Annotated in this window: 28 protein-coding genes and 3 pseudogenes; 22 read left to right on the forward strand and 9 right to left on the reverse strand. The window is 71.2% G+C overall.

Translation table 11 applies throughout. The annotated features are described in order from the left end of the window. Position 1 precedes the first annotated feature (1 nt). Entirely contained in the window at positions 2–430 is a 429-nt protein-coding gene (locus ACWDD7_RS22700) for an acyl carrier protein (protein ID WP_450458662.1), read from the reverse strand. A gap of 610 nt (positions 431–1040) precedes the next feature. On the opposite strand from ACWDD7_RS22700, the gene ACWDD7_RS22705 reads away from it, so the two are divergent. From ACWDD7_RS22705 to ACWDD7_RS22770, 14 genes and pseudogenes are all read left to right on the forward strand, one after another. Further along, complete coding sequence (locus ACWDD7_RS22705) at positions 1041–1970, forward strand: diacylglycerol kinase family protein (protein WP_450458663.1); 930 nt, start codon at positions 1041–1043, stop codon at positions 1968–1970. Between the two features lie 61 nt (positions 1971–2031). After that, positions 2032–2886, forward strand: a complete 855-nt coding sequence (locus ACWDD7_RS22710) for a maleylpyruvate isomerase N-terminal domain-containing protein (protein WP_450458664.1) — start codon at positions 2032–2034, stop codon at positions 2884–2886. 177 nt (positions 2887–3063) lie between these two features. Next, positions 3064–3834: a thioesterase II family protein gene (locus ACWDD7_RS22715; protein ID WP_450458665.1), complete on the forward strand. Its 771-nt coding sequence runs from the start codon at positions 3064–3066 to the stop codon at positions 3832–3834. 161 nt (positions 3835–3995) lie between these two features. Then, a complete protein-coding gene (locus ACWDD7_RS22720) occupies positions 3996–4889 on the forward strand; it encodes an SAM-dependent methyltransferase (RefSeq protein WP_450458666.1) in 894 nt (297 codons plus the stop codon). Between the two features lie 142 nt (positions 4890–5031). Next, a pseudogene (locus ACWDD7_RS22725) lies at positions 5032–5348 on the forward strand (transposase); the annotation flags it as partial. Then, positions 5325–5798 (forward strand): MmyB family transcriptional regulator, encoded by a 474-nt coding sequence (locus tag ACWDD7_RS22730; protein WP_450458709.1) that lies wholly within the window; start codon positions 5325–5327, stop codon positions 5796–5798. The pseudogene ACWDD7_RS22725 and the gene ACWDD7_RS22730, both read left to right, overlap by 24 nt. A 338-nt stretch (positions 5799–6136) precedes the next feature. Continuing rightward, positions 6137–6562 carry a WXG100 family type VII secretion target gene (locus tag ACWDD7_RS22735; protein WP_450458667.1) on the forward strand — a complete coding sequence of 142 codons (426 nt, stop codon included), beginning with the start codon at positions 6137–6139 and terminating at the stop codon, positions 6560–6562. A 57-nt stretch (positions 6563–6619) separates the two neighbouring features. Continuing rightward, entirely contained in the window at positions 6620–6931 is a 312-nt protein-coding gene (locus tag ACWDD7_RS22740) for a WXG100 family type VII secretion target (RefSeq protein ID WP_392219040.1), read from the forward strand. Further along, positions 6931–8625 carry an RNase A-like domain-containing protein gene (locus ACWDD7_RS22745; protein WP_450458668.1) on the forward strand — a complete coding sequence of 565 codons (1695 nt, stop codon included), beginning with the start codon at positions 6931–6933 and terminating at the stop codon, positions 8623–8625. The genes ACWDD7_RS22740 and ACWDD7_RS22745 overlap by 1 nt, the downstream gene beginning before the upstream one ends. 19 nt (positions 8626–8644) lie before the next feature. Continuing rightward, complete coding sequence (locus tag ACWDD7_RS22750) at positions 8645–9133, forward strand: hypothetical protein (protein ID WP_450458669.1); 489 nt, start codon at positions 8645–8647, stop codon at positions 9131–9133. A 51-nt stretch (positions 9134–9184) separates the two neighbouring features. Further along, positions 9185–9328 (forward strand): annotated as a pseudogene (locus tag ACWDD7_RS22755) (RNase A-like domain-containing protein); the annotation flags it as partial. Between the two features lie 190 nt (positions 9329–9518). Continuing rightward, positions 9519–10115, forward strand: a complete 597-nt coding sequence (locus tag ACWDD7_RS22760) for a hypothetical protein (protein WP_450458670.1) — start codon at positions 9519–9521, stop codon at positions 10113–10115. Next, the gene (locus ACWDD7_RS22765; protein ID WP_450458671.1) at positions 10116–10415 is read left to right on the forward strand and encodes an RNase A-like domain-containing protein; all 300 of its coding nucleotides are present in this window, start codon (positions 10116–10118) and stop codon (positions 10413–10415) included. Between the two features lie 20 nt (positions 10416–10435). Continuing rightward, positions 10436–11104: a contact-dependent growth inhibition system immunity protein gene (locus ACWDD7_RS22770; RefSeq protein ID WP_351868804.1), complete on the forward strand. Its 669-nt coding sequence runs from the start codon at positions 10436–10438 to the stop codon at positions 11102–11104. Positions 11105–11209: 105 nt separating this feature from the next. Here ACWDD7_RS22770 and ACWDD7_RS22775 read toward each other — a convergent pair whose 3' ends face one another. Further along, the gene (locus ACWDD7_RS22775) at positions 11210–11554 is read right to left on the reverse strand and encodes a MazG-like family protein (protein ID WP_450458672.1); all 345 of its coding nucleotides are present in this window, start codon (positions 11552–11554) and stop codon (positions 11210–11212) included. A 437-nt stretch (positions 11555–11991) separates the two neighbouring features. Then, entirely contained in the window at positions 11992–12549 is a 558-nt protein-coding gene (locus tag ACWDD7_RS22780) for a DoxX family protein (protein ID WP_450458673.1), read from the reverse strand. A 137-nt stretch (positions 12550–12686) separates the two neighbouring features. On the opposite strand from ACWDD7_RS22780, the gene ACWDD7_RS22785 reads away from it, so the two are divergent. Together ACWDD7_RS22785 and ACWDD7_RS22790 are read left to right on the forward strand one after the other, a co-directional pair. Next, entirely contained in the window at positions 12687–13013 is a 327-nt protein-coding gene (locus ACWDD7_RS22785; protein ID WP_450458674.1) for a nuclear transport factor 2 family protein, read from the forward strand. 119 nt (positions 13014–13132) lie between these two features. Continuing rightward, entirely contained in the window at positions 13133–14395 is a 1263-nt protein-coding gene (locus ACWDD7_RS22790; RefSeq protein WP_450458675.1) for a D-alanyl-D-alanine carboxypeptidase family protein, read from the forward strand. A gap of 220 nt (positions 14396–14615) precedes the next feature. Here ACWDD7_RS22790 and ACWDD7_RS22795 read toward each other — a convergent pair. Then, positions 14616–15029: pseudogene (locus ACWDD7_RS22795) on the reverse strand (SDR family oxidoreductase); the annotation flags it as partial. 172 nt (positions 15030–15201) lie between these two features. Here ACWDD7_RS22795 and ACWDD7_RS22800 point away from each other — a divergent pair. The 4 genes from ACWDD7_RS22800 (at position 15202) to ACWDD7_RS22815 (ending at position 19700) form a co-directional block, all read left to right on the forward strand. After that, positions 15202–16500, forward strand: coding sequence for a multidrug effflux MFS transporter (locus tag ACWDD7_RS22800; RefSeq protein ID WP_450458676.1), 1299 nt, complete (start codon positions 15202–15204; stop codon positions 16498–16500). Next, on the forward strand, positions 16440–17621 hold the full coding sequence (locus ACWDD7_RS22805; protein WP_450458677.1) for a serine hydrolase domain-containing protein: 1182 nt from the start codon (positions 16440–16442) through the stop codon (positions 17619–17621). The genes ACWDD7_RS22800 and ACWDD7_RS22805 overlap by 61 nt, the downstream gene beginning before the upstream one ends. A 248-nt stretch (positions 17622–17869) precedes the next feature. Next, positions 17870–18862, forward strand: coding sequence for a small ribosomal subunit Rsm22 family protein (locus ACWDD7_RS22810; protein WP_450458678.1), 993 nt, complete (start codon positions 17870–17872; stop codon positions 18860–18862). Positions 18863–18968: 106 nt separating this feature from the next. Further along, positions 18969–19700, forward strand: coding sequence for a bifunctional DNA primase/polymerase (locus tag ACWDD7_RS22815; protein WP_450458679.1), 732 nt, complete (start codon positions 18969–18971; stop codon positions 19698–19700). A gap of 53 nt (positions 19701–19753) precedes the next feature. Here ACWDD7_RS22815 and ACWDD7_RS22820 read toward each other — a convergent pair whose 3' ends face one another. The 4 genes from ACWDD7_RS22820 to efeO are packed head-to-tail and all read right to left on the reverse strand — an operon-like array spanning position 19754 to position 23978. Further along, a complete protein-coding gene (locus tag ACWDD7_RS22820) occupies positions 19754–20746 on the reverse strand; it encodes a hypothetical protein (protein ID WP_450458680.1) in 993 nt (330 codons plus the stop codon). Beyond that, positions 20706–21578: an iron uptake transporter permease EfeU gene (gene efeU, locus ACWDD7_RS22825; protein ID WP_450458681.1), complete on the reverse strand. Its 873-nt coding sequence runs from the start codon at positions 21576–21578 to the stop codon at positions 20706–20708. Before efeU ends, ACWDD7_RS22820 begins: the two co-directional genes overlap by 41 nt. Before the next feature lie 3 nt (positions 21579–21581). Then, positions 21582–22829 carry an iron uptake transporter deferrochelatase/peroxidase subunit gene (gene efeB, locus ACWDD7_RS22830; RefSeq protein ID WP_450458682.1) on the reverse strand — a complete coding sequence of 416 codons (1248 nt, stop codon included), beginning with the start codon at positions 22827–22829 and terminating at the stop codon, positions 21582–21584. A gap of 12 nt (positions 22830–22841) precedes the next feature. Next, positions 22842–23978, reverse strand: a complete 1137-nt coding sequence (gene efeO, locus ACWDD7_RS22835) for an iron uptake system protein EfeO (protein WP_450458683.1) — start codon at positions 23976–23978, stop codon at positions 22842–22844. A 113-nt stretch (positions 23979–24091) separates the two neighbouring features. Between efeO and ACWDD7_RS22840 the strand changes: the two genes are divergently transcribed. Further along, entirely contained in the window at positions 24092–24952 is an 861-nt protein-coding gene (locus ACWDD7_RS22840) for a hypothetical protein (RefSeq protein WP_450458684.1), read from the forward strand. Next, positions 24945–25589 (forward strand): PhzF family phenazine biosynthesis protein, encoded by a 645-nt coding sequence (locus ACWDD7_RS22845; protein WP_285554221.1) that lies wholly within the window; start codon positions 24945–24947, stop codon positions 25587–25589. The genes ACWDD7_RS22840 and ACWDD7_RS22845 overlap by 8 nt, the downstream gene beginning before the upstream one ends. Positions 25590–25596: 7 nt before the next feature. Here the strand turns inward: ACWDD7_RS22845 and ACWDD7_RS22850 are convergent, their stop codons facing one another. Beyond that, positions 25597–26253 (reverse strand): biliverdin-producing heme oxygenase, encoded by a 657-nt coding sequence (locus tag ACWDD7_RS22850; RefSeq protein ID WP_351877673.1) that lies wholly within the window; start codon positions 26251–26253, stop codon positions 25597–25599. Between the last annotated feature and the right edge of the window lie 18 nt (positions 26254–26271).

The raw sequence follows: 26271 nt of genomic DNA on the forward strand, positions 1-26271 counted from the left end.
TTCAACGGTGGAGGTCCGCATCGGGATCGGCGAAAGCCTCGGCGATGACATGCTCGGACAGATAAGAGACGAGCTGCTCGACCGTCGGCCTGTTGAAAAGCTGTGCGACCTCAAGTTCGCATCCGAGCACCTTGTCCAGAGTGTATTTGATCTCGGACAACTGCAGAGATGTCAGACCCAGTTCGAAAAAAACAGAGTCGGGCGCAAGGTATTCGTCGTCTTCCATCAGCAAGGCTGACTTCAGTTCGTGTGTCACCAGCTCTTCCAGAGCTTCGCGCCGGTCGTAGAGCGGAATCTCCAGTAGATCACTTATTTCCGTGATGCGTCGATCTGCCATCACGAGATGGGACCACACCGAACTGACCTGCCGCTGACGCGCGCCTGACACCCCCAGCCGGAGTCCGCCGGGCGTGAAGGGCGGGGATGCCACGTGGGGCGGGACTGGAGCCAGGCCCCGTGCCCGCGACACAGGTGGCCACGTTGTGCGGCACTCTCCTGGCCTGCTCGCCGGAGCGGCGGGGTGCTGGTCGGAGGTCGCGGACGAACGAGTGCACACCCCGAACCTCCAGTCGAGGGTGAACGGCGCCCGGTCGGTCATGGCCAGAAGCACGTGCCGGGCTCCCGGGGCCGGCGGCGCCGGAGCGAGGCAGGCGCCGCGGCCGGCATTCGCCGGCCCCGCCCGCCACGGACCCGATCCGGGGCTTTGCCGTGAGCGCTGCGCCCCTCTCCCGCGGTGTGCAGCGCGCCGCCCCTCATCGGCGTCAGCGCCGTGTCAGCCGCGTGTCAGTGCCGTCTCAGGGCTGCCTGGCAGGATTGGCCGCGAACCGCCCGGAACGGTCGTCACGTCGCATTTCGCGCCACACACGAGCAAGTGCCGTGTCACGGTGACTCGGGTCCTCCTTCCGGGGCCCTCGCGGAGACGGGGTTCCGCGGGTCCGGGCAACAGGGCGCGTTCCGTTCTCTCCATCGTCCCGATATGGAGCTCGCTTTCATGGCAGTACAGGCAACCTCCACTTCCAGGCGCGCCCTGGGGGTCACCAATGCGATGGCGGGAACCGGGCGACGCCGAAAAGGCGGTTGGGGTGGTGGGCGGTGACGGTGCGGTGCGAGAAGTTACGGCGGGATTGATCGGCCACGACGGTCCCGCAGCCGCCGACATGGCGATCGTCCCAGCCGGTACGGGGGACTCCGCCTGCGGGATGCCGCGGGGCGAGCGTCCGTGGGCGGCATCCTCGGCGGAAGTCGTCCGTACCGGTGGCGACGCGCCACCTCTTCTACGGCTCGGCCTCGCTCGCGTACGCGAGACGGGCGCCCACGTCCTTCCGGGCTGCTGCTCCGGTGTCACCGCCGAGACACTGGTCAAGGTCCGCTCAGTACCACTGACCGGCACGGCTCGCTGTGCGCCGGCCCGTGCTGAGACCGCCGCCTCGTTCACCCCCTGCTCGGGCCGGGTGACGGTCGACGGCGTCGTGCTCCGTGAGGGACCGGCCGTGCCGACGGACTCGGGGTGCGGGCAGTACCGGGTGCCGCCGTACTCACGGCTGGACGACGGGCTGCCCGACCTCCGCGTGATCGAGGGGGAAGTGCCGCCCGGCGACGTCCCTGCGCTCGCGGCTGACGCGAGCCGCACGGGTGCGCCCGCACAGCACGGGCGCTGCCAGAGCGGCGCGGCGGAGCGGCTGGACGGTGAGGCTCCCTGCTTCGAGCGCGACGGCGAGCTGCGGCGGCCGGGCCCGCGGAGGATCTCTTCGACGCGTGTCCCCACGCCCTGCCCGTCCGGGGCACGCCCGCCGAGGTTCTGTTCGCCCGTGCCGCGCACGAACCGCAGGGCGCGCCTGTCCCAGCCGTTCACCGGCCGCTCCGCCGGCCTGCGGTCCGGCTGTGCACCAGCAGCCCTCGTCCCGGTCCCGCGATTCCGGGAGTCTCGCCACCAAGTCGGTATCCGCACCGGTGGTGCGGGACCGACATGACGTCATCACGATCAAAAGCCAGCGTCGCGACTCGGCGGTGCGTAAATGGGGGAGTCATTCAGTGTCATCGATCGACTTCGTACGCCTGTGTGAGGGCGTGTTCTCGGAGACCGAAAGCTTCGTGGCCGCCCTGGACGGTGTGCCCCTGGAGCAACCGGTGCCGACCTGCCCTGGATGGACCGCCGGTCAGCTCATGGTGCACGTGCACCAGGCCCAGGAGTGGGCGGCGGTCATTGTCGAGACCCGGGCCACCCAGAGGGTGTCGCTGCTGGAGATCGGTGGCGGCGACGGCGACCTCTCCGGCGACTGGAGCGAGCAGATCCACCAGCTGACGCTCCGCGCGCTCGACAGCTTCGGCGATCCGGTGGATCGAAGGCGTCTGTCGCAGTGGATCACCGACGGGGCCCGGAGGCTGACCTCCGCGCTCCTTGAGGCCGGACCGGACACGGCCGTCTGGCGGGAGTTCTGCCCTCCGCGTGTGAGGACCTGGGCCCGCTGGGCGTTGCTCGAGACATCGCTGCACCGGGCGGACGCGGAAGTGCTCGCCGCCCGGCAGCTCCGCATCGACACCGATCTCGCGGTCGACAGCATCGACCAGTGGCTCGCTTACGTCCGTGAACCTGCCGCCGCGCCGTTCCTCGACCCCCGGTTGGCGAACATGAAGGGCAACGGCGAGCGACTGCGCTTCCAGCCCACGGACGTGGACGGTCACGAAGGGTGGCTGGCGGTGTGCACTCCCCAAGGAGTGGCCACCTCCGCCTGGCGACCGGGTGACGGCGATGACGTGGTTGTCCGCGGAACGGCTTCGGATCTCCTTCTGCTGCTCAAGCGCCGGATTCCCGAGGCGGGGTCCTCCGTGGCGGTGACCGGTGAGAGGGCCCTGCTCGAACGCTGGCTGGACAACGTTCTGTGCTGAAGCCCGCTGATGCCTCGTACGCCGACCCGCTGCTGCGCCGCGTCGCCCGGTCTACGACGGCCGGCTGCCGTTCCTGCCCACTGCCGTGTCCGCTGCCTACGGGAAGGCTTGGCGGCGCATCGAGGAACTGCACGCCGCAAACAAACGCCCCTTCACGACGACGCAGACCGAGGCCACATGTCACACGCACCCTCGCAACCCGGTGAATGGTTCCCGCCCTCAGGCCGCGCTCCTGACGACGACGCGGACGTCCAGTTGTTCCTCTTCCCGCACGCCGGTGGAACTGGCGCGATGTACCGGGAGTGGGCGGCGACGGTGCCTGCCACCGTCGAGCCGCGCGTGCTCCATCTGCCGGGCCGGTGGGGACGTGGTGACGAGGCGCCCCTCACCCGGCTCCCGCTGCTGCTGGCACGCATGGGTGAGGCGCTGGAAGCCGAACTGGACGGCCGGCCCTACGCGTTGTTCGGGCACAGCTTCGGCGCGCTTCTGGCGTATCGGCTTGCCGTTCAGTTCGAGAAGGAGGGCATGACGGCGCCCTCCGTGCTGGCCGTCTCCGGCTGGGTGCCCGGCGAAGACCTACTGGCGAAGCAGCGGGCGGTACCGGAAATGTCCGATGACGAACTCATTGCGGCGGTCAAGGAGTTGGGACTGTTGCCTACGGGGTCCGTACTGGCTGAAGAGCTCCTGAGAACGGCGCTACCGGCGCTGCGCGCCGATTTCGGGGCGGCGGCCGACTACGTGGACGACGGTGCGCAGGTCTCCTGTCCGGTGGTCGCGTTCGCCGGCCGGTCGGACCCGCTCGTCGGCGCGAGCGCGATGGGGGTGTGGGCCGATCGCACCTCGAACTTCGTCGGCGTCACGGAGTACCCAGGAGACCACTTCTACCTCTTCGACCACGCCATTTCCGTGCAGCTGAGCCTTCAGCAACTTCTGCAGCTCCCGACGTAGCCGATTTGGCGCGTGCAGGGACCCGCGCGTATGGGCGGCTTCAGGACGGACCGACCTGCGGGACAGCCTGAGTACCGTCCACAGATTCTCCACTCTTCTTTCAAGGCGCGCAGCGTCCCCGACATCGCTTTCGCCGAACACCGCACAGAGAGGACGAAATTGTGTCCGACATCAAACCGCCCAGTGGAATCGGATGGACCGCACTGCTCACCGCATATTGCAGGTCGGTCGAATCCGAACGGCCGGACCGCATTTTCAACGATCCGCTGGGGGCCGTGTTCGCTTCCGGAGCGGCTGAGACGAGCACGCCCGACGCTGAAAGGCCCCGGCTCGGGCCGGCGAACGGTGACCACGCAACCGGGATGTGGCATTTCTACTGCACCTACATCGCGATGCGGACACCGTTCTACGACCAGCGCCTCACGCATGCTGTCGCGTCCGGCCACAGGCAGGTCGTTCTTCTCGCGGCGGGACTGGACAGCCGCGCCTACAGGCTTGATCTGCCCGACGACACCACGGTTTTCGAACTGGACCAGGACGCTGTTCTGGACTACAAGCAACGCGTGCTCGACCGGGAGCAGGCGCAGCCGTCCTGCCGCCGCGTCCCGATCGCCGTCGACCTGCGCGAGGAGTGGACCGGGCCGCTGCTCGCTGCGGGCTTCGACCCGAAAAAAGCGACCGTGTGGATCGTGGAGGGCTTGTTGATGTACCTCTCCGACAGCGACTGCTCCCAGCTGTTGAAAACGGTTGGCTCGCTGTCGGCACCGGGCAGCCGACTGGTCACGGAGTATTACAGTCGGCAACCGCGGGTCGAGGACATGCGAAGTGGTTCGAAGGACGAACAGGAACAGGCCTCCTGGGCGCTGGCCATGGAACAGTTCGACACCGGTCCCACGTCTTCTCCCGCCACCTGGCTGGCGGATCACCGATGGGAGCTCACGGGTCTCACGCACGTGGCTGCGGAGACCCATCGATGGAATCGTCCACTACCGACCGAACTCGACCAGAGCGACATCATCCTCTGGCTCCTCGAAGGAGAGTTCAAGGCGACCTGAGAGCAACCCCGGCCGGGGCCCGTCCCCGAGCGGAGACGGCCCGGCTCGCGGCATCCGGCGGCGTCGTGCGCGCCGAGTGCGCGATGTCCGCCGGGGAGGTGCGGCCGGTCCGGGTGTGGTTCAGCGCGCCCCTCGTGACGCGCTGGGCGAGCGTCCCAGGGGATGGATCGTTCCCGACGGTTTGTGGGATGTTGCGAAGCCGCTGCTGCCGCCGGCGCGGGTGCGGCCACAAGGGGGCGGGGTCGCGAACATCGATGATGAGGCGGTCCTCCCGCCATCATCTATGTGCCTGTCAGCGGCTGTGCCTGGCGGGCGCTGCCGCCGTGCTTCGGAGCGTCGAAGTCGACCGTGCATCGCCGTTTCGCAATCTGGTCTCGGGCGGGAGTGTGGGGGCGCCTGCATCAGAAGGTGCTGCAGCTCCTGGACGAGTGGAACTTGGTCGACCTGTCCCGGGCGGTCCCCTGCACGGACGGGTACCGGCGGCTGGCCGAACCGCTCGGCCTGCTGGACGGTGTCCGGCCCAGTCTCGCCCGCTTCGTCTTCACCGACCCGCGGGCGCGCACGGTGTACCCGGACTGGGAGACGGTCGCGGACGAGCAGGTCGCGGCCCTCAAACAGGGACCGGGCCAGACCGATGCCCATATCGGCGCCCTGATGGACGAGTTGACGGTGTCCTCCGGGGAACCGTTCGCCGGCCGGCCGCGGACGCTGCCGGGGCTGCCGCGGGCGAACGGGGTGGTGCGCATGGTCCACCCACTGGTGGGGGAGGTACGGCTGGCCTACGAAACGCTCGGCCTGCCCGCCGACGACGACCAGCAGCTCGTCGTCCACCTGCCGTCCGACGACGCGAGCGCCGCCGCACTCGACCTCCTCACGGGCCGCCGCCCCGGCGCCCTGCGGGCGGTCTGAGCGGCCGTCGACACCCACACACCGACCGCCCTCGGCCCCGCTGTGGCGGCTCTCCCCGACCGGTGGGGTGCAGGTGTCGGAGAGGCCGGGGGCGGGCTGCTCCTCGTGTCCCACCTGGTGGCCCGCCGGGGCCTGTGTCCGCGTGCCGAGGGTCCGGGCAAGACGGTGTGGGCGCATCACTCGACCGGCTGCTCGTCGGCGACCGCTGTGCTTCCAGCCCACCTGCGCAGGAGAGGAGTTGACTACCGGAAGCACCCAGAATGCCTTCCGGTGGGCCCGCCGTAGAATGGCCTCGTCGGCGGGCCACTGGTACCGCCGGTGACCGGGGGAGATACGACATGGGCATGCGAGGGACGGGGCAGGGGCACCAGCAAGGCGCCGACCTGCACGTGTCGTCCGAGGACCTCACCAAATTGGCGAACGACCTCGACCATATGCAGAACCATCTCGACCAGCAGGTCCGGCGCATGGACGAGCTGGTCGACCGCATCGAGGCCGGCTGGCGGGGGCCTGCGGCGACGGCGTACCGGGAGTTCCACCGTGCGGCGGCCGAGGACGCCGTGCGCATCCGGGAAGTGATGAAGGGTCTGGAACAGGCGGTGCGGCTGAGCCGTGACGGCTTCAGCAGTGACGATCTGCACGTGCTGGAGCAGATGCGGCGGGTCCATGTGGATGTCGCCAGTGAGGTCGACAAGCTGTCCACGCCGAACACCGCGGCCGACGACGCGCCGGTACGCCCGCACAGCAGCCTGGACGGCTTCTGACACTCACGGGACCACGTGCCTTCTCACCATCGCGGTGACCGACAACAAGGGGGAAACATGTCGACCGGTGCCGACGGCGACCACATCACCGTCTCGTTCGCCACGCTCCATGAACTCGCCATGGATCTGGAGGACATCCTCAAGAAGCTCAATGGCGAACTGGGCGATCTGTACGAACGCGTCGAACCGGTCGTGCTGTCCTGGAAGGGCGAGGCCCGCGAGATCTTCGTCGAGAAGCTGGACGAATGGGACCGCTCCGCGCAGGACCTGCAGGCGGCCCAGAAGTGGCTGCACGCGTACGTCACCACCGGGCACGCCAATTACGCGGCCGCGCACCGAGCGGTGCTGCGCGGCTGGGGAGCCGTCTGATGGCCACCCCGGCCCAGCCCGGTCAGGGGACGATCGATGTGACGCCCTCGGTCCTCCACCAGGTGTCCGCCAACGTGGCGGGTCAGCAGGACCCTCTCGACAAGGGCATCAAGGCGTTCCTCGCCGAGCTGGCGCGGTATCCGGACGGCGGTGGGAACGGATCGGCCATGGCGGGCTTCACCAAGTCCTACGTGAAGATCGCCAACCGGTTCCTCGATGTGTGGGCCAAGTCCGTGGTGAGCGTGGGCGGGGCGGGCGTCGGTTTCGCCAACACCGCCAACAACTACGCCGCGGCCGACCACGCCACACACCCCTCGCCGAGCGGCCCTCCGGCGCAGCGCCCCGCCCCACAGGTGATCGACACGCCGCCCAAGTACGGCCCGGTCACCGATTTCAAGTGGGGCGACATCGACGCCGGTCAGAGCTTCGCGCAGGAGATCCTGGAGGGTCTGGAGGGCGTGGTCCTCACCGTCATGCGGCCTCTGCTGGAGCACGAGTGCCGCTGGGGCAAGGCGGCGAAGATCCTTCCACTCCCCAACCACTTGCGCCTGTACTCGATTTCCGAGGCGTGGCGCATGCCGCAGGGCACGCTCGGCATGGTGGAGGGGATGCTGACCGGCTACATCGGAGGTATCACCGACCAGGCCAACCAGGAGTGGTACGACGCGATGCGGACGTTCTGCAGCACGCTGTGGGGAACGTCCGCCTGGGGCAAGACCCGGGATGGCTACGACTGGGCGAACGACGATGCGCGCAAGAGGGGAACCAGTCATCCCGTCTTCGCCGTCCTGTTCGACACCTGCGACACCATGGTCGACGCGGTGTACAACGTGGCCCAGGCGGCGGAGGACGTGCGCGGCGACCTGCACCGGATCTACATCCAGGCCGTGAAGGACAGCATCCGGCAGCTCGACCCGGAGAAGATGGAGATCAGCCACCCCACGAGTGTGCTCAAGGGGCTGTGGCACATGGGAAAGGGCGTGGTGACGGACATTTCGATCGGTATCGTTCTGGATATCGACGAGGGCGCCATGAACGACGCCGTCACCGCCTACGACAACCGGGTCAACCGCCAGGTCCGGCGCATCGAGGATCTGATGGCGGCGCTGGACGAGGCGTTCGCGAGCGCGCCGACCTTCATCGCGGAGTCCGCGAGAGCCGAGGCATTCGGTGCGCGAGCGCTCACCGATTTCAAGGGAGATCCCCTGTACACGGTGCCGGGGGACAGCGAATCGAATCACGCCTATCCGATCGACCTGGCGAACCAGGAGGGAATCCACGGTAGTCATGTCATCGACAAACACGTAGGCAAGACCGACGAGCAACTCGCACAGCGGCTCCGGGACCAGCCGACGATCCCCGCCGCGTCCAGCTTCACCGATCTGGCGACCGCCCAGAAATACACACAGGACACCGTGGAATACGTGGGACCGCCCGCCAATTCCGGCCAGAAGAACGAAGGTGTCGACAATCAGGAAAAAATCAAGAGATGGTTGTCCAGGCCGCGCCAGGACAATTCCATTCTGAAGCTGGATCCGGTGGAGTTCAACGCTACGACCGGGCGTACCATCTCGGCAGGAGACCCCAGGGCGAGCGCGGCACAGGATGCGCACTCGGTGGAGGTCGTACTCAAGTACAAGAACGGCCTGCACCCGCCGTACGTGGTCTATACGTCCATGCCGAGGCTGCCGTGAGCGCACACGGGGAGGAACTGTGACGGAAAGCATGGCGGGCTTGCCCACCTGCGCGCGAGGGCGCTTCGACGAACGCCAGTCCTTCGCCGCGCTCGCCGCCCGCGGGGAACCGGACTGGCATGACACGGTGATGAACACGATCCAGGGAAATCCCGTACTCAGTCAGGTCGATTCCGGAGAACTGCACGACAGCCTCCTGGAGATCTCCCCCGCCCAGGCCCTGGAGCTGGCCGGGCTGATTTCAGTCGGATCTCTTCTGTACGGCCCTCATCCGTCCCTTCGAGTACCGAACACGGAACGCGACACCTGTCTGCGGGAAGTCCTGGGGGCCGTGGGGGACGGCGCGCGTTTCTTCACCAATCACGGGCACGCGGAGGATGGTGCGGAGGCCGATTTCCTGGCCTCGTCGTTCCACGCCAATGTCCTCGCCGGCCCCACCATCGACATCTGCCTCATCGGGGTGTCGGACGAGAACGTCCTGGTGCTCTGGCGTTTCGAGGACGACTGAACCGTTCGCGATCCCCCGACCGCCGCCCATAGCCCCAGGAGAGGACCGACGGTGCGCACCCGATCCGCCACCTACCCCGACCGCGAGACCGCCCAATGGGCCACCCAGCAGGTCGTCACCGCCAATGAGCAGCTCATTCACCGTTGGCTCGCGCAGTCCACGCGGGCTCGGTTGACCGAGGATCTCGGTCCTCCCTTCACCGTGATGACCTCGATGCCGAAAGATCTGTAAGAAGTAGGATGATCGCATGACGGATGTGAGATCTGTGGATTACTGGAGCCTTGAGGGGGCTCGCGTACTCCTGGCCCCGTATGACGGGTGGAACACAAGGATTCCCGACGACTCCGCTCAGTGGCGGAGGCGGCTGTTCCCTCTCATCCGTGGAATGCGGACTGCCGAACAGGACGGCGGCCGCAATCTGCGTGAGATCGCCGCCGAACTACGTGTGGCCGCGGAGTTGTTCGAGGTCTGTCCCACGCACGAAGCGCTCGGTCGGATTCCTCGCGCGGAGACCGAGGACCGCACGCCGCAGGTCCTCCGGGAGATCGCCGAGCATCTGGAGAGCGGGAATTGGAGGTCCTCCGAAGACGTCCCGCTGAGCGCGGATGAGTTGCGTCTGCGATTCCCGCGTTTCTCCCAGATCATGCCGATCTACTGGGGCCAGGACGGCGCGGCGGTCAGCGACGACATGCAGGACTCCACCGTGGAGGAAGGAATCCGCATGTTCATCGAGGAGTCACACCCGCAGTGCCCGTGGCAGCTGCCGAGCGTCGTGTCCGAGTGCTACCAGGCTCTCGCCCTTTTCCACACCGAGGAGCAGATGGACACGTTCTTCTTCGAGGTGATGGGCGGTGGATCGGGCAGCGCGGACTTCCTCGACTTCTTCCCGCTGCTCGCCCGGCACTGCATCGAGCACCTGAAGGAAGCCCACTCACCGCTCTGGACCCCCCCTGGCGGACAGCGGAGCGGGGACGTCGGCTAAATGCGCACCCGATCCGCCACCTACCCCGACCGCGAGACCGCCCAATGGGCCACCCAGCAGGTCGTCACCGCCAATGAGCAGCTCATTCACCGTTGGCTCGCGCAGTCCACGCGGGCTCGGTTGACCATCGAGGCGGCCTGGCCCGCTCGGGAGGAGCCGGTCGGGCGGGTGTTGTTGCAGGCGATGATGCTGGCGGGCCGGGAGCCCGTCGAGGTGCGGGCCGCCCGGGTGGTCCTCAAGAGGGACTCCGCGCGCCCGCACGGCTTCACCGTGCACTCCACGTTCCCGATCTATCTGTAGACCCGTAGAGGCTGACCACCGTGCCCCTGAGCCCCCTCGAACACGACCGCCGCTACGGCGAGCTCGACCAGGTCATGCGCGCCTACCTCGGGCAACCGGCGGACGACACCCCGGAACAGCCCGGTGCGGCCCTGACCGCCTACCTCCGGCACACCTGGCACAGCCGGCCGTGGGCCCTCGCCGTCGCCGAGCGGCAGTTGCGAGAGTACGCCGACAACCCGCCGGGGCGGCTTCGGCTGCGTCTGGGCGAGTTCTACGCCGTGCCCGATGTCGGCGTGCCCCAGGGCGAGATCCAGTCCTGGCTGCGCTGCCTCGCGGACCACATCAAGGACAGCATCGAGACGGGAGAGGTACCGGCGTCGGCGGTCCCCGCAACCCACTGGGAGTGGCACGCCCGCTTCCCTGAACTCGGGCAGTTCCTCGGGGGATGGTTCTCCCAGGACATGCCGGACGAGTTCGACGACCATCACGCCGCCGTCGAGGACTACCGGGACTCCACCGACCGGCAGCTCGTGGCCCGCCTCGTCGGGGAGTTGCAGGAGCTGCTCGCGCTGGAGCTGGACGAGTCCGACTACGCCCTCGCCGTCGCGGAGCTCGGTATGGAGGTCGATCCTCCCGCGCCCTACTCGCCCAGCGGCTGGCTGGCGGTCGTCGCCGGACAGCTCGCCGTGCCGGCCCTCGGGGACTGAGCCGCGCGTCCTGTCCCGGGCGCACGGCTCGCCGTCGACCGGGCGGGCCCGACCCCGCTGTCGGAACGCACCCTGCGGGTCCGGATCCGGGAGGCGGCCGGTCCCCTACACCGACCGCTTCAGCGGGCGCTCCCGCACCCCCTTCAGATGCCGTTCGAACACCTCCCCGGCCTCCGGGGTCAGGGTGCGCAGGGCCACCAGGGCCGTGATCGCCACGTCGCACAGTTCCGCCTGGACGTCCTCCCAGGTGTGGGTGACGCCCTTGCGCGGGTTCTGTCCGGTCGCGCCGATCACCGCCTCCGCGACCTCGCCGGCCTCCTCCGACAGTTTGAGAATGCGCAACAGCAGGCCCTCCCGGCCGGGTTGGGCCGTCTGGGTGGCCTCCAGGCGGGAGAAGAGCTCGTCGATGGCGGGCCAGAGGTCGAGGGGGGTCGAGTCCTGGTCGGTCATGCGGGGCAGCCTCCCACGCGCGGCCCCGCGGCACGCCGCGAAGCCCCGCGTCCGGCGCCCGTCGCCCTAATTTCCGCCGGTGCGTTGCGGAGTCCCGGGCCGGTGTCCCTCGTGCCGAGTTCCTCGGGGCACTTCGCAGGACCTGCCTTTGGCCTCCCGCCGGGTCGAGTCTCAGGGCGCGCGCACGCCCCGCCCGGCCTCCCACCAAGCCAAGCCGAGCCAAGCCGAGCCAAGCCAAGCCGAGCCAAGCCCTCGGAGCACGCCGCAGAGCCCCGCGCCCGGCGCCCCACCGCGTCAACTCCCGGCGGCACACCACGTCATGGAACCCGGCGGCCCACCGCACCAAGCCCCTCACCAGGCCCCCCACCAAGCCCCCACCCCCACCCCCACCCCAACCCCCAGCCCGGCGGCCCGCCGCGCAGAAGCCCCCGGCGGACCTACTCCTCCTCGGACTTCTCGAACAACGCCTCCTGTTCACCCTCCCTCTTCGCCCGCACCCGCCTCGTCCGCGCGCCCACCACCACCGCCGTGCCCGCCGCCGTCGCCGCGAGGGCGGCCGGGACCATCCAGCCGCGGTCGAAGACGTGGCCGAGCACGTGGTCGAGGGAGAGCCGACCCGGGCCGGTGACCGCGAGGCCGACCGCGGCGAGGCCCAGCGTCGCCGCGTACTCGTAGCCGCCCTCCTGGGCGAAGAAGCCGTTGGGCGCGTGCACCGCCGCCGCGCCCGCCATCGCGCCCGCGGCCGCCGCGCCCGCCGCCGGGGTGGCGAGGCCCAGCGCGAGGAGTGTGCCGCCGCCGCTCTCCGCGAGGCCCGCGGCCATGGCGCTCGCCTTGCCGGGGGAGTAGCCGACGGATTCCATGAACTGGCCGGTGCCTTCCAGGCCGTGGCCGCCGAACCAGCCGAACAGCTTCTGTGCGCCGTGCGCCGCCAGCACCCCGCCCGTTCCCAGCCGGAGCAGCAGCAGGCCCAGATCACGTCGGTCGTAACAGGTCACGGTGACTCCCAAGCCGATGCCAGCCGATGAGACAAGGTTCCTCTTCGTGGTACCACCGTCACACCGGTCACACCATCGGACGCCGCCCGCCGGGCGCTCCGGTGGCGGGGACAGGGGCGCGGTGTGAGCCTGGCGCCATGACGATTCAGCCAGCCAAACTCCGCGATCCGGCCGTCCGGGCCTTCGTCAACGCCGTCAACGCCCATGATCGCGAAGGCTTCCTGGCCCTGCTCGCGCCCGACGCGACCATGTCCGACGACGGCTCCGACCGCGATCTCGCCGACTGGATCGACCGGGAGATCTTCTCGTCCCACGGTCACATCGACGTCGACAACGAGTCCCGCGGCGGCCGTGCGCTGGTCGCCCGCTACCGCAACGACACCTGGGGCGAGATGAACACCAGGTGGAGCTTCACCATGGACGAGGAGGGACGGATCACGCGCTTCGAGACCGGTCAGGCGTGAGGCTGCTCACGTCGGCCATCAGACGGTATCCGGTCAGATTTTCATAACGTGGCAAATTCCCTGGCGGTCACCGCCCTCCGGTGCCGAATCCGCTGCTCGGCGCGGTGTACCGTCCCGGGGTGCGCGAATCCTCCCGGCTCAGCCGGCGTGCCGTCCTCGGGCTGACGGCCGCCGCCCTTCCCCTGTCCGCGGCCGCCCCGGCCCTCGCCGCGCCGGCGGCCACCGCCATCGGCGGCGAACGGCTGGCCCGCGGCGGGCTCCAGGTGAACGGCGCCACCGCGGTCCCCACGAAGATGCTCAGCGCCCGCGCCTGGCTCGTCGCCGACGGTACGACCGGTGAGGTGCTCGCCTCCTTCAACGCCCACCAGCGCCTCGCGCCCGCGTCCACGCTGAAGATGCTGTTCGCGGACACCGTGCTGAAGAAGTTCGACCGCACCGAGAAGTACACGGTCAAGGACTCCGACATCTCCGACGTCCCGGCCGGCTCCAGCCTCGTCGGGATCAAGGCGGGCATCACCTACACCGTCGAGCAGTTGTGGCAGGGCGTGTTCCTGCGCTCCGGCAACGACGCCGTGCACGTCCTCGCGCACATGAACGGCGGCATCGCCAAGACCGTCGCCGAGATGCAGGCCAAGGCGCAGGACCTCCAGGCCCTGGACACCCATGTGGTCAGCCCCGACGGCTTCGACCACCCCGGCCAGTTGTCGTCGGCGTACGACCTCACGCTGTTCGCCCGGCACGGGCTGCTGGACCCCGACTTCCGCGGCTACTGCGGCACCCGCGTCGCGAACTTCCCGGCGGGCGGCAGGAAGACCTTCCAGATCCAGAACACCGACCGCCTGCTCACCGGGGCGTGGGGCCTGAAGACGTACGACGGCCTGATCGGCGTGAAGAACGGTTACACCAGCCACGCCGGCAACACCTTCACCGGCGCCGCCACCCGAGACGGCCGCACCCTGCTGGTCACGGTCATGCACCCGGTCGCCGGCAGCAACGCCGTCTACGAGCAGACCGCCGCCCTCCTCGACTGGGGCTTCACCCATGGCCGCGCGGCCCGGCCGGTGGGCGCGCTGGTCAAGCCGCTCAGCGAGGGCGGCGCGACCGCGTCCCCGGCGCCCGCGCACGGAATCGGGCAGGCGGCGGCCGGCGCGGCGGGCGCACCGGCCAAGGGTCCCTCCGCCGCGCGCCTCGTGGAGGGCGCGGCGGGCACGGCGGCGCTCCTCGCGGCGGCGGGGGGCTTTCTGCTGCGGCGCCGCCGCCAGGCCCTCGCGGCCCGCGGTACGACCGACACCCGCAAGCCCCCCGCGCCCCGCGCGGCGGAGCCGGACCCCCAGGAGCCCCCGGCCCCCACGGACCAGGGTGGCGGACGGCACCGGCGCTGACGTCGTACGGCGGTCGTCCCGCCTCCGGCGAGGTGGCCGGTGAGCGGGACGACCGCCGCATCCCCCCCTCGCGATGGTCTCGGAATCCACTGCCCCAACTGTGAAGCTCTCGTGGAGAAGAGTTGAGCACAGGGGCCCGACCGGCCGCAATAGCCGGGAAGTCGGAAGTCCGATCGCGTGAACCGGCGTGCGGGAAGCGGAAGTTGGCCGGATTTGGTGGTCAGCCGCGCCCGATGTACGGCATCCCCGTCGCCGGCACCGTCGCGAACTGCGCGTTGGCCTCCAGCGGCAGCTCGGCCATGTGCCGTACGGTGCGCGCCACTTCGGCCACGTCCATCATCGGCTCGGGCGCCGTCTCGCCGTTCGCCTGGAGCGTGCCGGTGCGCATCCGCCGCGTCATCTCCGTGGCCGCGTTGCCGATGTCGATCCACCCGACCGCGATCCGGTACGAACGCCCGTCCAGGAAAAGGGACTTGGTGAGGCCGGTCAGCGCGTGCTCGGTCGCGGTGCAGGCGACCGAGTGCGGGGCGGGGCGTGTGCGCCGAGATCGAGCCGTTGTCGATGATCCGGCCGTCCTGGGGTCCTGCTCCTTCATCGCCCGGCACGCCGCCTGCGCGCACAGGAACGCCCCGTTCGGCCTGTCCGCGATGCGGCACTCTCTGTCCGCCGTACGGTGACCGCCCCTCCTCTGTCGCTCTTATGTTCCCCGCCAGTTTGTCCGAGCTGGGAACATAGGAGCCGCGTTTCAGTGGAAGTTTCAACCAAGGCAGCCTCGTCGAGGGTGCCGCTACCCAGGAAGGGGACTCATGCCCGAGCACGCGGCGGCACCGACACCGCAGACGGAGAACACCGCACCGCCCGCGTCCCCCGCCGCCCGCCGCGCCGGCCTCCTCGTGACCCTCGTCCTCGGCGGCCTCACCGCGACGCCCCCGCTCGCCATGGACATGTACCTCCCGTCCCTGCCGGAGGTCACCGGCTCCCTGCACGCACCCGCCGCGACCGTCCAGCTCACCCTGACCGCCTGTCTGCTGGGCATGGCGCTGGGCCAGCTGGTGGTCGGCCCGATGAGCGACCGCTGGGGCCGGCGCCGACCGCTGCTGACCGGCCTCGCCGTGAACCTCGTCGCGACCGCCCTGTGCGCCGCCGCCCCCAGCATCGAGACCCTCGTCGCCTTCCGGCTCGTCCAGGGCCTCGCGGGCGCGGCCGGCATCGTCATCGCACGGGCCGTCGTACGCGACCTCTACGACGGCGTCGCCATGGCCCGCTTCTTCTCCACGCTGATGCTCGTCTCCGGGGTCGCGCCGGTCGTGGCGCCGCTGATCGGCGGGCAGATCCTGCGGGTCACCGACTGGCGCGGGGTGTTCGTGGTGCTCACCGTGGTCGGGGCGCTGCTCGGCGCGCTGGTCTGGCTGCGACTGCCGGAGACGCTGGAGCCCGGGGACCGGCACGGCGGGGGAGTGGGCCACGCGCTGCGCTCGATGCGCTCGCTCCTCGCCGACCTGCCCTTCACCGGCTACATGCTGGCCGGCGGCTTCGCCTTCGCCGCGCTGTTCGCCTACGTGAGCGCGTCCCCTTTCGTGATCCAGGAGATCTACGGCGCCTCCCCGCAGACCTTCAGCCTGCTGTTCGGGCTCAACTCGGTCGGTCTGGTGGCCGCCGGGCAGATCAACGGCAAGGTGCTGGTCGGCCGGGTCAGCCTGGACAAGGTGCTGGGCGCCGGGCTCACGGTGATCACGCTCGCCGCGACCGCGCTGCTGCTGATGTCCACCGGCGTCTTCGGAGAGGTCGGGCTCGCGCCCGTCGCCGCCGCGCTGTTCGTCCTGATGTCCGCGATGGGGCTGGCCATGCCCAACGCCCAGACGCTCGCCCTGCTGCGCACCAGGCACGCCGCCGGCTCCGCGTCCGCGCTGCTCGGCACCTCCTCCTTCCTCGTCGGCGCGGTCGCCTCGCCGCTCGTCGGGATCGCCGGGGAGCACACCGCCGTCCCGATGGCCGTCGTCCAACTGGCGGCCGCACTGGTCGCCGGAGCCTGCTTCGTGGGAATGTGCCGTCCCTGGAACACGCGGGAGAACATCCGGGCGAGGTCGGAAGGAGCCGAGAACTGAGCGCACCGAGACTGCGCGCCGACACACCGGAGCGGGCCGGACTGGACCCCGACGCGCTCGGGCACCTGGTCGGCGAGGTGCACGCCCTCACCGCCGGACCGCGTCCCTGGGCGGCCGGCGCGGTCGTCATGGCCGGCCGTGGGCCCGTGATCGCCGTGGCGGAGACGGCGGGCTGGGCCGTCCGCTACTCCTCCTACGACCCCGGCACCGACACCGGCGTCGAGCTGCCGCCCGAGGACCGGGTGCCGGTCACCGTCGACACCCCCTTCGACCTGGCCTCCCTGACCAAGCTGTTCACCTCGGTCGCGGCGGTACAGCAGATCGAGCGCGGCACCCTGGGGATGGACGTCCAAGTAGGCCGCTATCTACCGGAGTTCCGTGCCGTGGCCCGACACCGCGTGACGGTACGGCAGTTGCTCACCCACACCTCCGGGCTGCGCCCCGAACTCCCCCTGTACGACTGCCCGGACCGCGCCGCCCGCATGACGATGCTGCGCACCGAGGCGCCGTCGAGTCCGCCGGGCACCTACCGCTACTCGGACCTGAACATGCTGCTCCTCCAGTTCGTCCTGGAGCGCATCACGGGCCGCACCCTCGACGTGCTCGTGCGCAACGGCATCACCCGGCCGCTCGGCATGACCGCGACCGGGTTCGGGCCCTGCCCGGGGGCGGCGGCGACCGAGGACCAGTGGCGGCCGTGGGCCAAGGCCGACCGGGGGATGCTGCGGGGGGTCGTCCACGACGAGAACGCCTGGGCCCTCGGCGGCGTCGCCGGCCACGCGGGCCTCTTCTCCACCGCCCGCGACCTCGCCGTCTTCTGCCGAGCCCTCCTCGCCGGCGGCTCCTACGGGCCCGCCCGCATCCTCGCCCCCGACTTCACCGACCTCCTCCTCACCCCACCCGGCCTGGGCTTCGCCGTCGACCAACCCTGGTTCATGGGCGCCCTCTCCGGCCACGGCGCCGCCGGCCACACGGGCTTCACCGGCACGTCCCTGGTCCTCGACCGGGCGACGGACACGTTCCTGGTGCTCCTGGCGAACACGGTGCATCCCCGCCGCCGCCCGGCGGACAGCCTCCCGAGGGCGGCGATCGGGACGTGGCTGGCGCGGGCGGTGGTGTGAGCGGGCGGGGGCGGGACACATGGCCCCGGCCGGCCGGGCCCGCCGTCGTGCCGTACGCCCCGCGGCCGTACGCCGCCCGCGCCACCACGGTGGTGTCCGGGCGGAGCCCCCAGCCGGTCCTGCGCCCGCGCCACCACGGTGGTGTCCGGGCGGAGCCCCCAGCCGGTCCTGCGCCCCGCCACCACGGTGGTGTCCGGGCGGAGTCCCAGCCGGTCCTGCGCCACCCCCGCGCGCCATAGAATCTCCAGGTGACCGCCCCCGTACCACCGGCCGAAACCCTCCGCCGGAGCCTCGCCGAGCTGCTCGACGGGCTTCCGCCCAGCCAGGCCGCCGGCGCCGTCGAACGGCTCATCGCCGCCTACCGCGGCGACACCCCGACGCACGCCCCGATCCTCCGCGACCGCGCCGACGTCGCCGCCTACGCCGCGTACCGGATGCCGGCCACCTTCGAAGCGGTGCGCTCGGCCCTCGGGGCGTTCGCGGACGCCGTTCCCGGCTGGGTTCCCGGCAGCCATGTGGACGTCGGCGGCGGCACCGGCGCGGCGACCTGGGCGGTCACCGACACCTGGGCCGGCACCCGCCCGGTGACCGTGCTCGACTGGGCCGAGCCCGCGCTCGCCCTCGGCCGGGAGCTGGCCGCCGCCAACCCCGCCCTGGCCGGAGCCCGCTGGCAGCGCGCCCGGATCGGCGCCGCGCTCGCCCTGGAGCCGACGGACCTCCTCACGGTCTCGTACGTCCTCAACGAACTCACCGAGGCCGACCGCGCCGCGCTCGTCGACGCCGCCGCGGATGCCGCGCGGGCCGTGGTGATCGTGGAGGCCGGCACGCCCGCCGGGTACGCCCGGGTCATCGAGGCCCGCGACCGGCTGATCCGCGCCGGGTTCGGCATCGCCGCGCCCTGCCCGCACAGCGCCGCCTGTCCGATCGCGCCCGGCACCGACTGGTGCCACTTCTCCGCCCGCGTCGGCCGCTCCTCCCTGCACCGCCGCGTCAAGGGCGGCTCCCTGGCCTACGAGGACGAGAAGTTCTCCTACGTCGCCGCCACCCGCCTGACCGCCCGGCCGGCCCCCGCCCGCGTCGTCCGCCGCCCCCAGATCCGCAAGGGCCAGGTCCTCCTCGACCTGTGCGAGCAGGACGAACGCCTCCACCGCACGACCGTCACCAAGCGCCACGGCGACCTGTACAGATCGGCACGGGACACGGACTGGGGCGACCCGTGGCCCCCGGACCGGGCACAGTGAGGTACGTCTCCCCCGAATCCCCCCGTATCCGCCTGCTGCCCCCCGAAGCGCACGAAGGTGGGACCATGAGGCATGCTGTCCGCACACCAGCGAGGCGAGGGGATAGATGAGCGGGACGTTCGGCGGCCGGGTCGGCCGGCAGGGCAAACTCTCCCAGTGGCTGCGTGGACGCCGCCCGAAGGAAGCCGCCGACGACGGCGGTCGTGAGGCTCTGCTGCTCGCCGCCGCCGGCGCGGGGCTGCCGCTCGCGCCCGCCGCGTACCCCGCGCCCGGTTACCGGTGCTCCTGCGACCGCGTGGGCTGTCCCACCCCGGCCCGGCACCCCGTGTCGTTCGCCTGGCAGACCCAGTCCACGACCGACCGCGCCCAGATCGAGCGGTGGGCCCGGCACCAGCCGCAGGCCAACTTCATCACCGCGACCGGCATGGTCCACGACGTCCTGGACGTGCCCGTGCAGGCCGGCCGGGAGGCGCTGGAACGGCTGCTCGCGGAGGGCGTCGAGGTGGGGCCGGTCGCCGAGAGCGACGACGGCCGGATGCTGTTCTTCACCCTCACCCGGGGGACCCCCGAGGACGAGGACGAGTGGTGGCCCTGCGAGCTGGACTGCCACCCCGAGACGATGGCCGAGCACCCGGGCCTGCGCTGGCACTGCCGCGGCTCCTACGTCCTCGTCCCCCCGGCCCGCCTCCCCGGCGACGACGACCAGCAGGTCCGCTGGCTGCGCGGCCCGGAGCACCCGCTACCGGAACCGCTGACCCTCCTGGAATCCCTCACCGACGCCTGCGCCCGCCACGCCTCCGAGGCCACGCCCCAGCAGCCCTGGCCCCTGCGCCACTGACGGCCACCGGCCGCCACCGGTCCGGTGCGAGGGCCGGGCGAGCCCCCGGGGGCCTACTCGCCCTTCGCCCCCGTGACCCCCTGCACCCGCCCCACCATCGACACCGTCCCCTTCCCCGTCGGGTCCAGCGCCGCCTGGTTGGATATGGACTCCAGGGTCAGCGACTGGTGGATCTCGCCCGTCGTGAGGGCCTGGACGGCCTTGCTGGGGGCCGGCACCGACGTGTTCGCGGCGGCGGTCTCCTTCTCGTAGTGGTGGGTGGTGAAGAAGACCAGCGCGCCGCCGTCCGCCGTGCGCAGGGCGAGCGGGGCGTAGTCGCCCCGGGTCAGGGGCTGGTCGATGTACTGGCGCACGAGGCCCGGCTTGCGGGCCTGGCCCTGGCGGTAGGCGCGCAACTGGCTCGTGTTCGGCCCGTCGGCGAACGACGTGCCGCCGTTCTTCAGGTAGGCGGTGTAGGAGCGGCTCAAGTCGCCGGGCGCGACCGCCAGGTGCGACGAGGACGCGGGCACCGCCTCGCCCCACCCGTCCTTGTCCTTCTTGAACCGCGGCACCGCGCCCGGCGCCGCCAGCGTCAGGTACGCCACCCGCCACCGCTCACCCAGGTCCGCCCGCGTGAACACCAGCAGCCAGCGGTAGTTCCCGCCCTTGTTGCCCCGCGCGTCCGCGAGGAACCAGCGGGGCCAGCCCGCCTTCTTCGGGATCGTGATCCTTACGTCCGACAGCTTCAGCGGGGTGTGACTCGCGTTGCCGGAGGGGCTGTTGACGTGCCCCGCCTTCAGCCGGGCCGCGTCGATGTCGGCGAGCGGCCCGGTGACGTAGGGCGCGTCGAGCGAACTGTCGTACGCCTTGTCGGCCTTGTTGTACGCGTCGGTGAACGCGGCCAGCGCCTTGGCGGCCTCCGCCCGGGTGGCGCCGGGCAGCACCTCGCGCTCCCCGTGCACCACCACACACCCGCTCGCCGTGAGTGACAAGGCGGTCAGTGCCGCCGCCGTCAGCGCGTTCCGGTCACGCCGGCGAAGCCGTCGAGGACTGCGTTCCCTGGTCATCGGGCTCCTTCACCTTCCCCTTCCCGGAGGCGAACCCTACCGGGGCGAGGAACGCCGTGAGCACCGGGAGCAGGTACAGCGCCCACACCGTGATCTGAACGACCGTCGGGTCCGGCTGGAAGTTGAACACGCCCTTGAGGAGGGTGCCGTACCAGCTGTCCGGCGCGACGGTGCCGCTGATGTCGAAGGCCAGGTGGTTGATGCCGGGGATCCAGCCGGCCTCCTGGAGGTCGTGGAAGCCGTACGCCAGCACGCCCGCCGCGACCACCACCAGCATGCCGCCGGTCCAGGTGAAGAACTTCGCCAGGTTGATGCGCAGCGCGCCCCGGTAGAACAGCCAGCCCAGCACCACCGCCGTGGCGATGCCGAGGGCCACGCCGATCAGCGGGCGCGGGGTGCCGTCGCTGGCCGCGTGCACCGACGCCCACACGAACAGCGCCGTCTCCAGGCCCTCCCGGCCGACCGCGAGGAACGCCGTGGCGACCAGCGCACCGGTGCCCATCGCGAGTGCCGCGTCCAGCTTGGCGCCCAGCTCCGACTTCAGGTACCGGGCGGTGCGCCGCATCCAGAACACCATCCAGGTCACCAGGCCCACGGCGAGGATCGACAGCGAGCCGCCGAGCGCCTCCTGCGCCTGGAACGTCATTTCCTGGGAGCCGAATTCGAGCGCGCAGCCGAAGCCCAGCGCCAGCGCGATCGCGATGCCGATGCCGGTCCAGATCGGCCGAAGGGCGTCCCGGCGGCCGGTCTTGACCAGGTACGCGATCAGGATGCAGACGACGAGCGACGCCTCCAGCCCCTCCCGCAGTCCGATCAGGTAGTTGGAGAACACGGGCTACGCCTCCTTCGAGAACAGTGAACGGCCCCACCAGTCATCGGCGTCCCGGACGCCCGGCGGGACCGCGAAGACCGCCGAACCCACGTGCTGGACGTACTCGTTGAGCGCGTCGTGCGCGGCCAGCTTGCGCTGGAGCGGGATGAAGCCGTGGCGCACGTCGCGCTGGTAGGCCAGGAAGAACAGGCCCGCGTCGAGGCGGCCGAGGCCGTCGGTGCCGTCGGTGAAGGAGTAGCCGCGGCGCAGGATGGTGATGCCGCCGTTGGCGTCCGGGTGCGCGAGCCGCACGTGCGCGGTGGGCTTCATCGCCTTCAGGAACGGCTCGTCGTGCTCGCCCGCCTTGCCGACCGGCGCGCCCTCGCGCTTGTCCCGCCCGAACACGTCCTCCTGCTCCTGGAGCGACGTGCGGTCCCAGGTCTCGATGTTCATGCGGATGCGCCGGGCGACGAGGTACGACCCGCCGGTCATCCAGTCCGGTCCGTCCCCGTCGCCGACCCACACGTGCTTCTTCAGCCGGTCGGTCTCGGTGCCCGCGATGTTGCGGGTGCCGTCCTTGAAGCCGAAGAGGTTGCGCGGGGTCTGCGCGTTTGGGGTGGTGGAGGAGGTCTTGCCGAAGCCGAGCTGGGACCAGCGCACGGCGACCTTGCCGAAGCCGATGCGGGCGAGGTTGCGGATGGCGTGCACGGCGACCTGCGGGTCGTCCGCGCAGGCCTGGACGCACAGATCGCCGCCGGTGCGGGCCTTCTCCAGGTTGTCCCCGGGGAACCCGGGCAGGTCGACGAGGGCCGCGGGCCGCTTGCCGCGCAGGCCGAACCTGTCGAACAGCGACGGTCCGAAGCCGATGGTCAGGGTCAGCCGGCAGGGCGTGAGGCCCAGCGCCTCGCCGGTGTCGTCCGGCGGGGCCTCGGCGAGTCCGCCGTAGGCACCCTCGCCGACCGTCCTGCCCGCGGTCATCCGGCGGGCCGCCGCCGTCCAGTCCTTCAGCAGATGGACGAACGCCTCGCGGTCGTCGGTCTTCACGTCGAAGGCGGCGAAGTGCAGCCGGTCCTGCACGGGGGTCGCGATGCCCGCCTGGTGGGCGCCGTGGAACTCCACCGCGCCCCCGGTCCCGTCCGCGTCCCGCGCCCCGGACCCCGCGTTCGTCAGCGCCACCGCGCCCCCGGCCGCCACGGCCCCGAGCGCGATCCCGGCCCCGCCCCAGCCGATCAGCGCCCGGCGCGAGGGGCGGGTCTCCTGAACCTCGGTCATCGTTCCGTCCTCTTACTTCACGACCGCGGCGGCGAGCTTCGACAGCGGCTCGGCGAGCGCGTTCACCGCGTCCGACAGCTCCTTGCGCCGCTCCTCGGTGACCTTGTCGTAGGAGACGAAGCCGTACGACGTCCTGTCCGAGCGGTAGCCGTCCAGCACGCCGTCGAGCGCGGCGAACTGCTTGTCCAGCTCCTTGACGAGCGCGGGGTCGTTCTTCACGGCGACCGGCTTGAGCAGCTCGTACGACGTCCGCGCGCCCTCGACGTTGCCCTTGAAGTCGGCCAGGTCGGTGTGCGCGTAGCGGTCCTCCTCGCCGGTGACCTTGCCGGTGGCGACCTCGTCCAGCAGCTCCTTGGCGCCGTTGGCCATGGACGTCGGGGTGATCTCGGCCTCGCCGACCCGCTCCTGCCAGTCCTTCAGATCGCTCACCAGCCGGCCGGCGAGGGTCTTCTCCTCGGCGCCGATCTTCCTGTCGGCCCACAGGGCCTTTTCGAGCCGGTGCCAGCCGGTCCACTCCTGGCCCTTCGCCAGGCCGTCCGCGCGGGTGTCGGTCTTCGGGTCGATGTCACCGAAGGACTCGGCGACCGGCTCGGTGCGCTCCCAGCCGAGCCGCGAGGGGGCGTACGCCTTCTTCGCGGCGTCGAGGTCTCCGGCCTTGATCGCGTCGGCGAACCTCTGCGCGAGCGGCACGGTGGCGTCGGCCTGGTCCTGCACGTACTGCCGGTACTCGGCGACCGCCTTGTCCAGCTTCGGGTCCCGCGCGGCCGTCGTGGAGCCACCGGTGACGGTGAGCCGCTGCCGGACACCGTGACCCTTCATGCCGGGGCGGCAGGCTATCTCGTACGACCCCGCCTTCACCTCGGCGGTCAGCGTGTACTTGGTGCCGGGGCCGATGTTCTCCTTCTCGGAGACGATCCGGTCGTCCGGGAACAGGATCTCCACCTCGGTGGCCTTCGATCCCTTGTTCTCGATCTTCAGCGTGACCTGGCCGGCCGGGACCGACGCGGCGGAGGTGTCGCACGTCGAGTCGGCGGCGGTGACCTGGATGGCGTCCCCGTCCCGCGCCTCGCTCTTGGCGGTGCAGGCCGAAAGGACGGTCAGTGCGGCCGCGGTGACGGCGGCGATGGCGGTCGGACGGACGGCACGCATGCGGACTCCCTGGAGATCCAGTTTGGTGAGGCTTCCCTAAGTTACCTGAGGCTTACCTTCCTCATACCCTTGGGGGGTCGTGATCCGGATCTCACGAGGGGAGGGTCGCGGGCGTGGACAGGGCGTACAGGGAACGGCCGGGGGCCGGAGCGGTCGTACTGCGGGTGCGGGATCGTCCGGGCCCGCCGCCCCTGCGGTTCGAAGTGGCCGACGGCGGCCGCGTGCTGCTGCGCCAGGGCGGGCGGATCCTGCTGCTCGGCCGGGTGGAGGAGGGGAACCAGGGCGTGCGCCTGTGCCGGTACGACGGGTACCGCTCGCCGCTGCCGCCGGTCCGCTCGGCGCTGATGCGGGAACCGGGCGCCTGGGTGCACACCTACGCGCGCCGGCTGGAGGAGACGCCGGACGGCCCCCTGCACGACGCTCGCTGGGACCTCCGCGTGCGCCACGTGTTCCCGCCCTACGTCTGGCACGGGGAGGACTTCGTCCGGGACTGGCCCGCCTGCCACCTCGACTGGTCGGCCAGGAGCTGGCACGGCGTCGTGCCCCTGCGACCGCTGTCCCCGCCGGACGCCGGGCGGGTGAAGGCCTACCGCAAGCACGCCCGCGCGGGGACCCTGGCGCCCGTGCTGCTGTGGTGGGTCACCGCCCTGGACGGCTGGCTGCTGCTCGACGGCCACGACCGGGCGGTCGCCGCGCTCGAAGAGGGGCTGACCCCGCCCTGCGTGGTGCTCACGCGGCTGCTGGACGAGGAGGACTGGCGCCGGCAGGCCGACGAGGTGGCGCAGGCGCGCCGGCGGGTGTGGGCCGAGCCCGGCGACGAACGGCGCCGGGCGGAACGGCTGCGGGCCTACGACGACGTCCTGCACGCCCTGCCCTGGTCCGAAGGGCGGACGCGCTCCTGGCCGTTCCCCGGCGGTGTCCCCGCCTGGGACGCGCTCGCCGCGCGGGCGGTGTTTCAATTCCCCGGTGACTGACTACGACGTACTGCGCGTCTTCTGCGCACCGCATGGCGGCTACGGCAACGAACTCGGCGTCGTCCGCGACGGCTCCACGCTGCCCGAGCGTGCCGACCGGCAGGCGTTCGCCGCCAAGCTCGGCTTCAGCGAGACCGTGTTCGTGGACGACCCCGAGCGCGGCGTGATCGACATCTACACGCCCTCCGTACGGCTGCCGTTCGCCGGGCACCCCTGCGTCGGCACCGCCTGGCTCCTGGACGTCCCCGAACTCGTCGTCCCCGCGGGGGTGGTGGGCGCCCGGCAGGACGGCGAGTTCTGCTGGGTCGAGGCCCGCCCGGAGTGGCCCGAGCCGCGCACCCTGCGCCAGTACGCCACCCCGGCCGAGGTCGACGCGCTCGACGTGCCGCCGCCCGGTGAGTGGGTGTACGCCTGGGCCTGGGAGGACGAGGCCGCCGGCCGGGTGCGCGCCCGCGCCTTCCCCGGCCGGGGCGACGGCATCGAGGAGGACGAGGCGACGGGCGCGGCCGCGCTCCAGCTCACCGCCCGGCTGGACCGCGCCCTCAACATCACCCAGGGCAAGGGCTCCCAACTCCTCACCGCCCCGCAGCCGGAGGGCTGGGTGGAGCTGGGCGGGCGGGTGTTCCTGGAGCGCTGACCCGGCGTCAGGCGGCGCTGGGTTCGAGCGGGAACTCCTCGCCCAGCGCCCGGAACACGGCCGTGTTCAGCGCGAACGCCCGCGCGCACTCGGCCGCGATCCGCTGCCGCTCCAGCGCGTCCGCCGGTATCCGGTCCAGCAGCTCCCGGTAACCGCGCTTGAACGCGGCCGGGTTGGCGATCTCGTCGAAGACGTAGAACCGCACCCCGTCGCCCTTCTTCCCGAAGCCCCACGTCCGCTCCGCGCGGTCGCGGATGACCTGGCCGCCGGAGAGGTCGCCGAGGTACCGGGTGTAGTGGTGCGCGACATACCCGCCCGGCCACTCCTCGGCGCACGCGCGCACCCGGTCGGCGTACGCCCGCGTCTCGGGCAGGGCGCCGAGCCCTGCCCGCCACCCGGGCCCGCGCAGATGCGCCAGGTCCCGCTCCAGCGCGGGCAGCCTGCGCAGCTCCGGCCGCAGGAACGGCCCCGCCACCGGGTCCGCTGCCAGCGTCGCGGCGGTGTTCTCCAGTGCCTCGTAGACGAACCACAGCTGCTCGGTGTAGCGCGCGTACGCCGCCACGCCCAGCCGGCCGCCGAGCAGATCGCTCATGAAGGCCGAGGTCTCCGCCGCCGTGTGCTGCTCGTGGGTGGCGGTGCGGATCAGCGTCGAGAACGACTCCATGGAACACTCCCGGGTTTG

The sequence above is a fragment of the Streptomyces sp. NPDC001056 genome (assembly GCF_053598955.1).

Coding starts and splice junctions, on each gene's coding strand:
- ACWDD7_RS22775 (WP_450458672.1), bottom strand. CDS start 11,554: ATGACCGACCAGGACTCGACCCCCCTCGACCTCTGGCCCGCCATCGAC.
- ACWDD7_RS22760 (WP_450458670.1), top strand. CDS start 9,519: ATGCGGACTGCCGAACAGGACGGCGGCCGCAATCTGCGTGAGATCGCC.
- ACWDD7_RS22765 (WP_450458671.1), top strand. CDS start 10,116: ATGCGCACCCGATCCGCCACCTACCCCGACCGCGAGACCGCCCAATGG.
- ACWDD7_RS22740 (WP_392219040.1), top strand. CDS start 6,620: ATGTCGACCGGTGCCGACGGCGACCACATCACCGTCTCGTTCGCCACG.
- ACWDD7_RS22850 (WP_351877673.1), bottom strand. CDS start 26,253: ATGGAGTCGTTCTCGACGCTGATCCGCACCGCCACCCACGAGCAGCAC.
- ACWDD7_RS22745 (WP_450458668.1), top strand. CDS start 6,931: ATGGCCACCCCGGCCCAGCCCGGTCAGGGGACGATCGATGTGACGCCC.
- ACWDD7_RS22785 (WP_450458674.1), top strand. CDS start 12,687: ATGACGATTCAGCCAGCCAAACTCCGCGATCCGGCCGTCCGGGCCTTC.
- efeB (WP_450458682.1), bottom strand. CDS start 22,829: ATGACCGAGGTTCAGGAGACCCGCCCCTCGCGCCGGGCGCTGATCGGC.
- ACWDD7_RS22820 (WP_450458680.1), bottom strand. CDS start 20,746: ATGACCAGGGAACGCAGTCCTCGACGGCTTCGCCGGCGTGACCGGAAC.
- ACWDD7_RS22800 (WP_450458676.1), top strand. CDS start 15,202: ATGCCCGAGCACGCGGCGGCACCGACACCGCAGACGGAGAACACCGCA.
- ACWDD7_RS22735 (WP_450458667.1), top strand. CDS start 6,137: ATGGGCATGCGAGGGACGGGGCAGGGGCACCAGCAAGGCGCCGACCTG.
- efeO (WP_450458683.1), bottom strand. CDS start 23,978: ATGCGTGCCGTCCGTCCGACCGCCATCGCCGCCGTCACCGCGGCCGCA.
- ACWDD7_RS22815 (WP_450458679.1), top strand. CDS start 18,969: ATGAGCGGGACGTTCGGCGGCCGGGTCGGCCGGCAGGGCAAACTCTCC.
- ACWDD7_RS22715 (WP_450458665.1), top strand. CDS start 3,064: ATGTCACACGCACCCTCGCAACCCGGTGAATGGTTCCCGCCCTCAGGC.
- ACWDD7_RS22705 (WP_450458663.1), top strand. CDS start 1,041: ATGCGATGGCGGGAACCGGGCGACGCCGAAAAGGCGGTTGGGGTGGTG.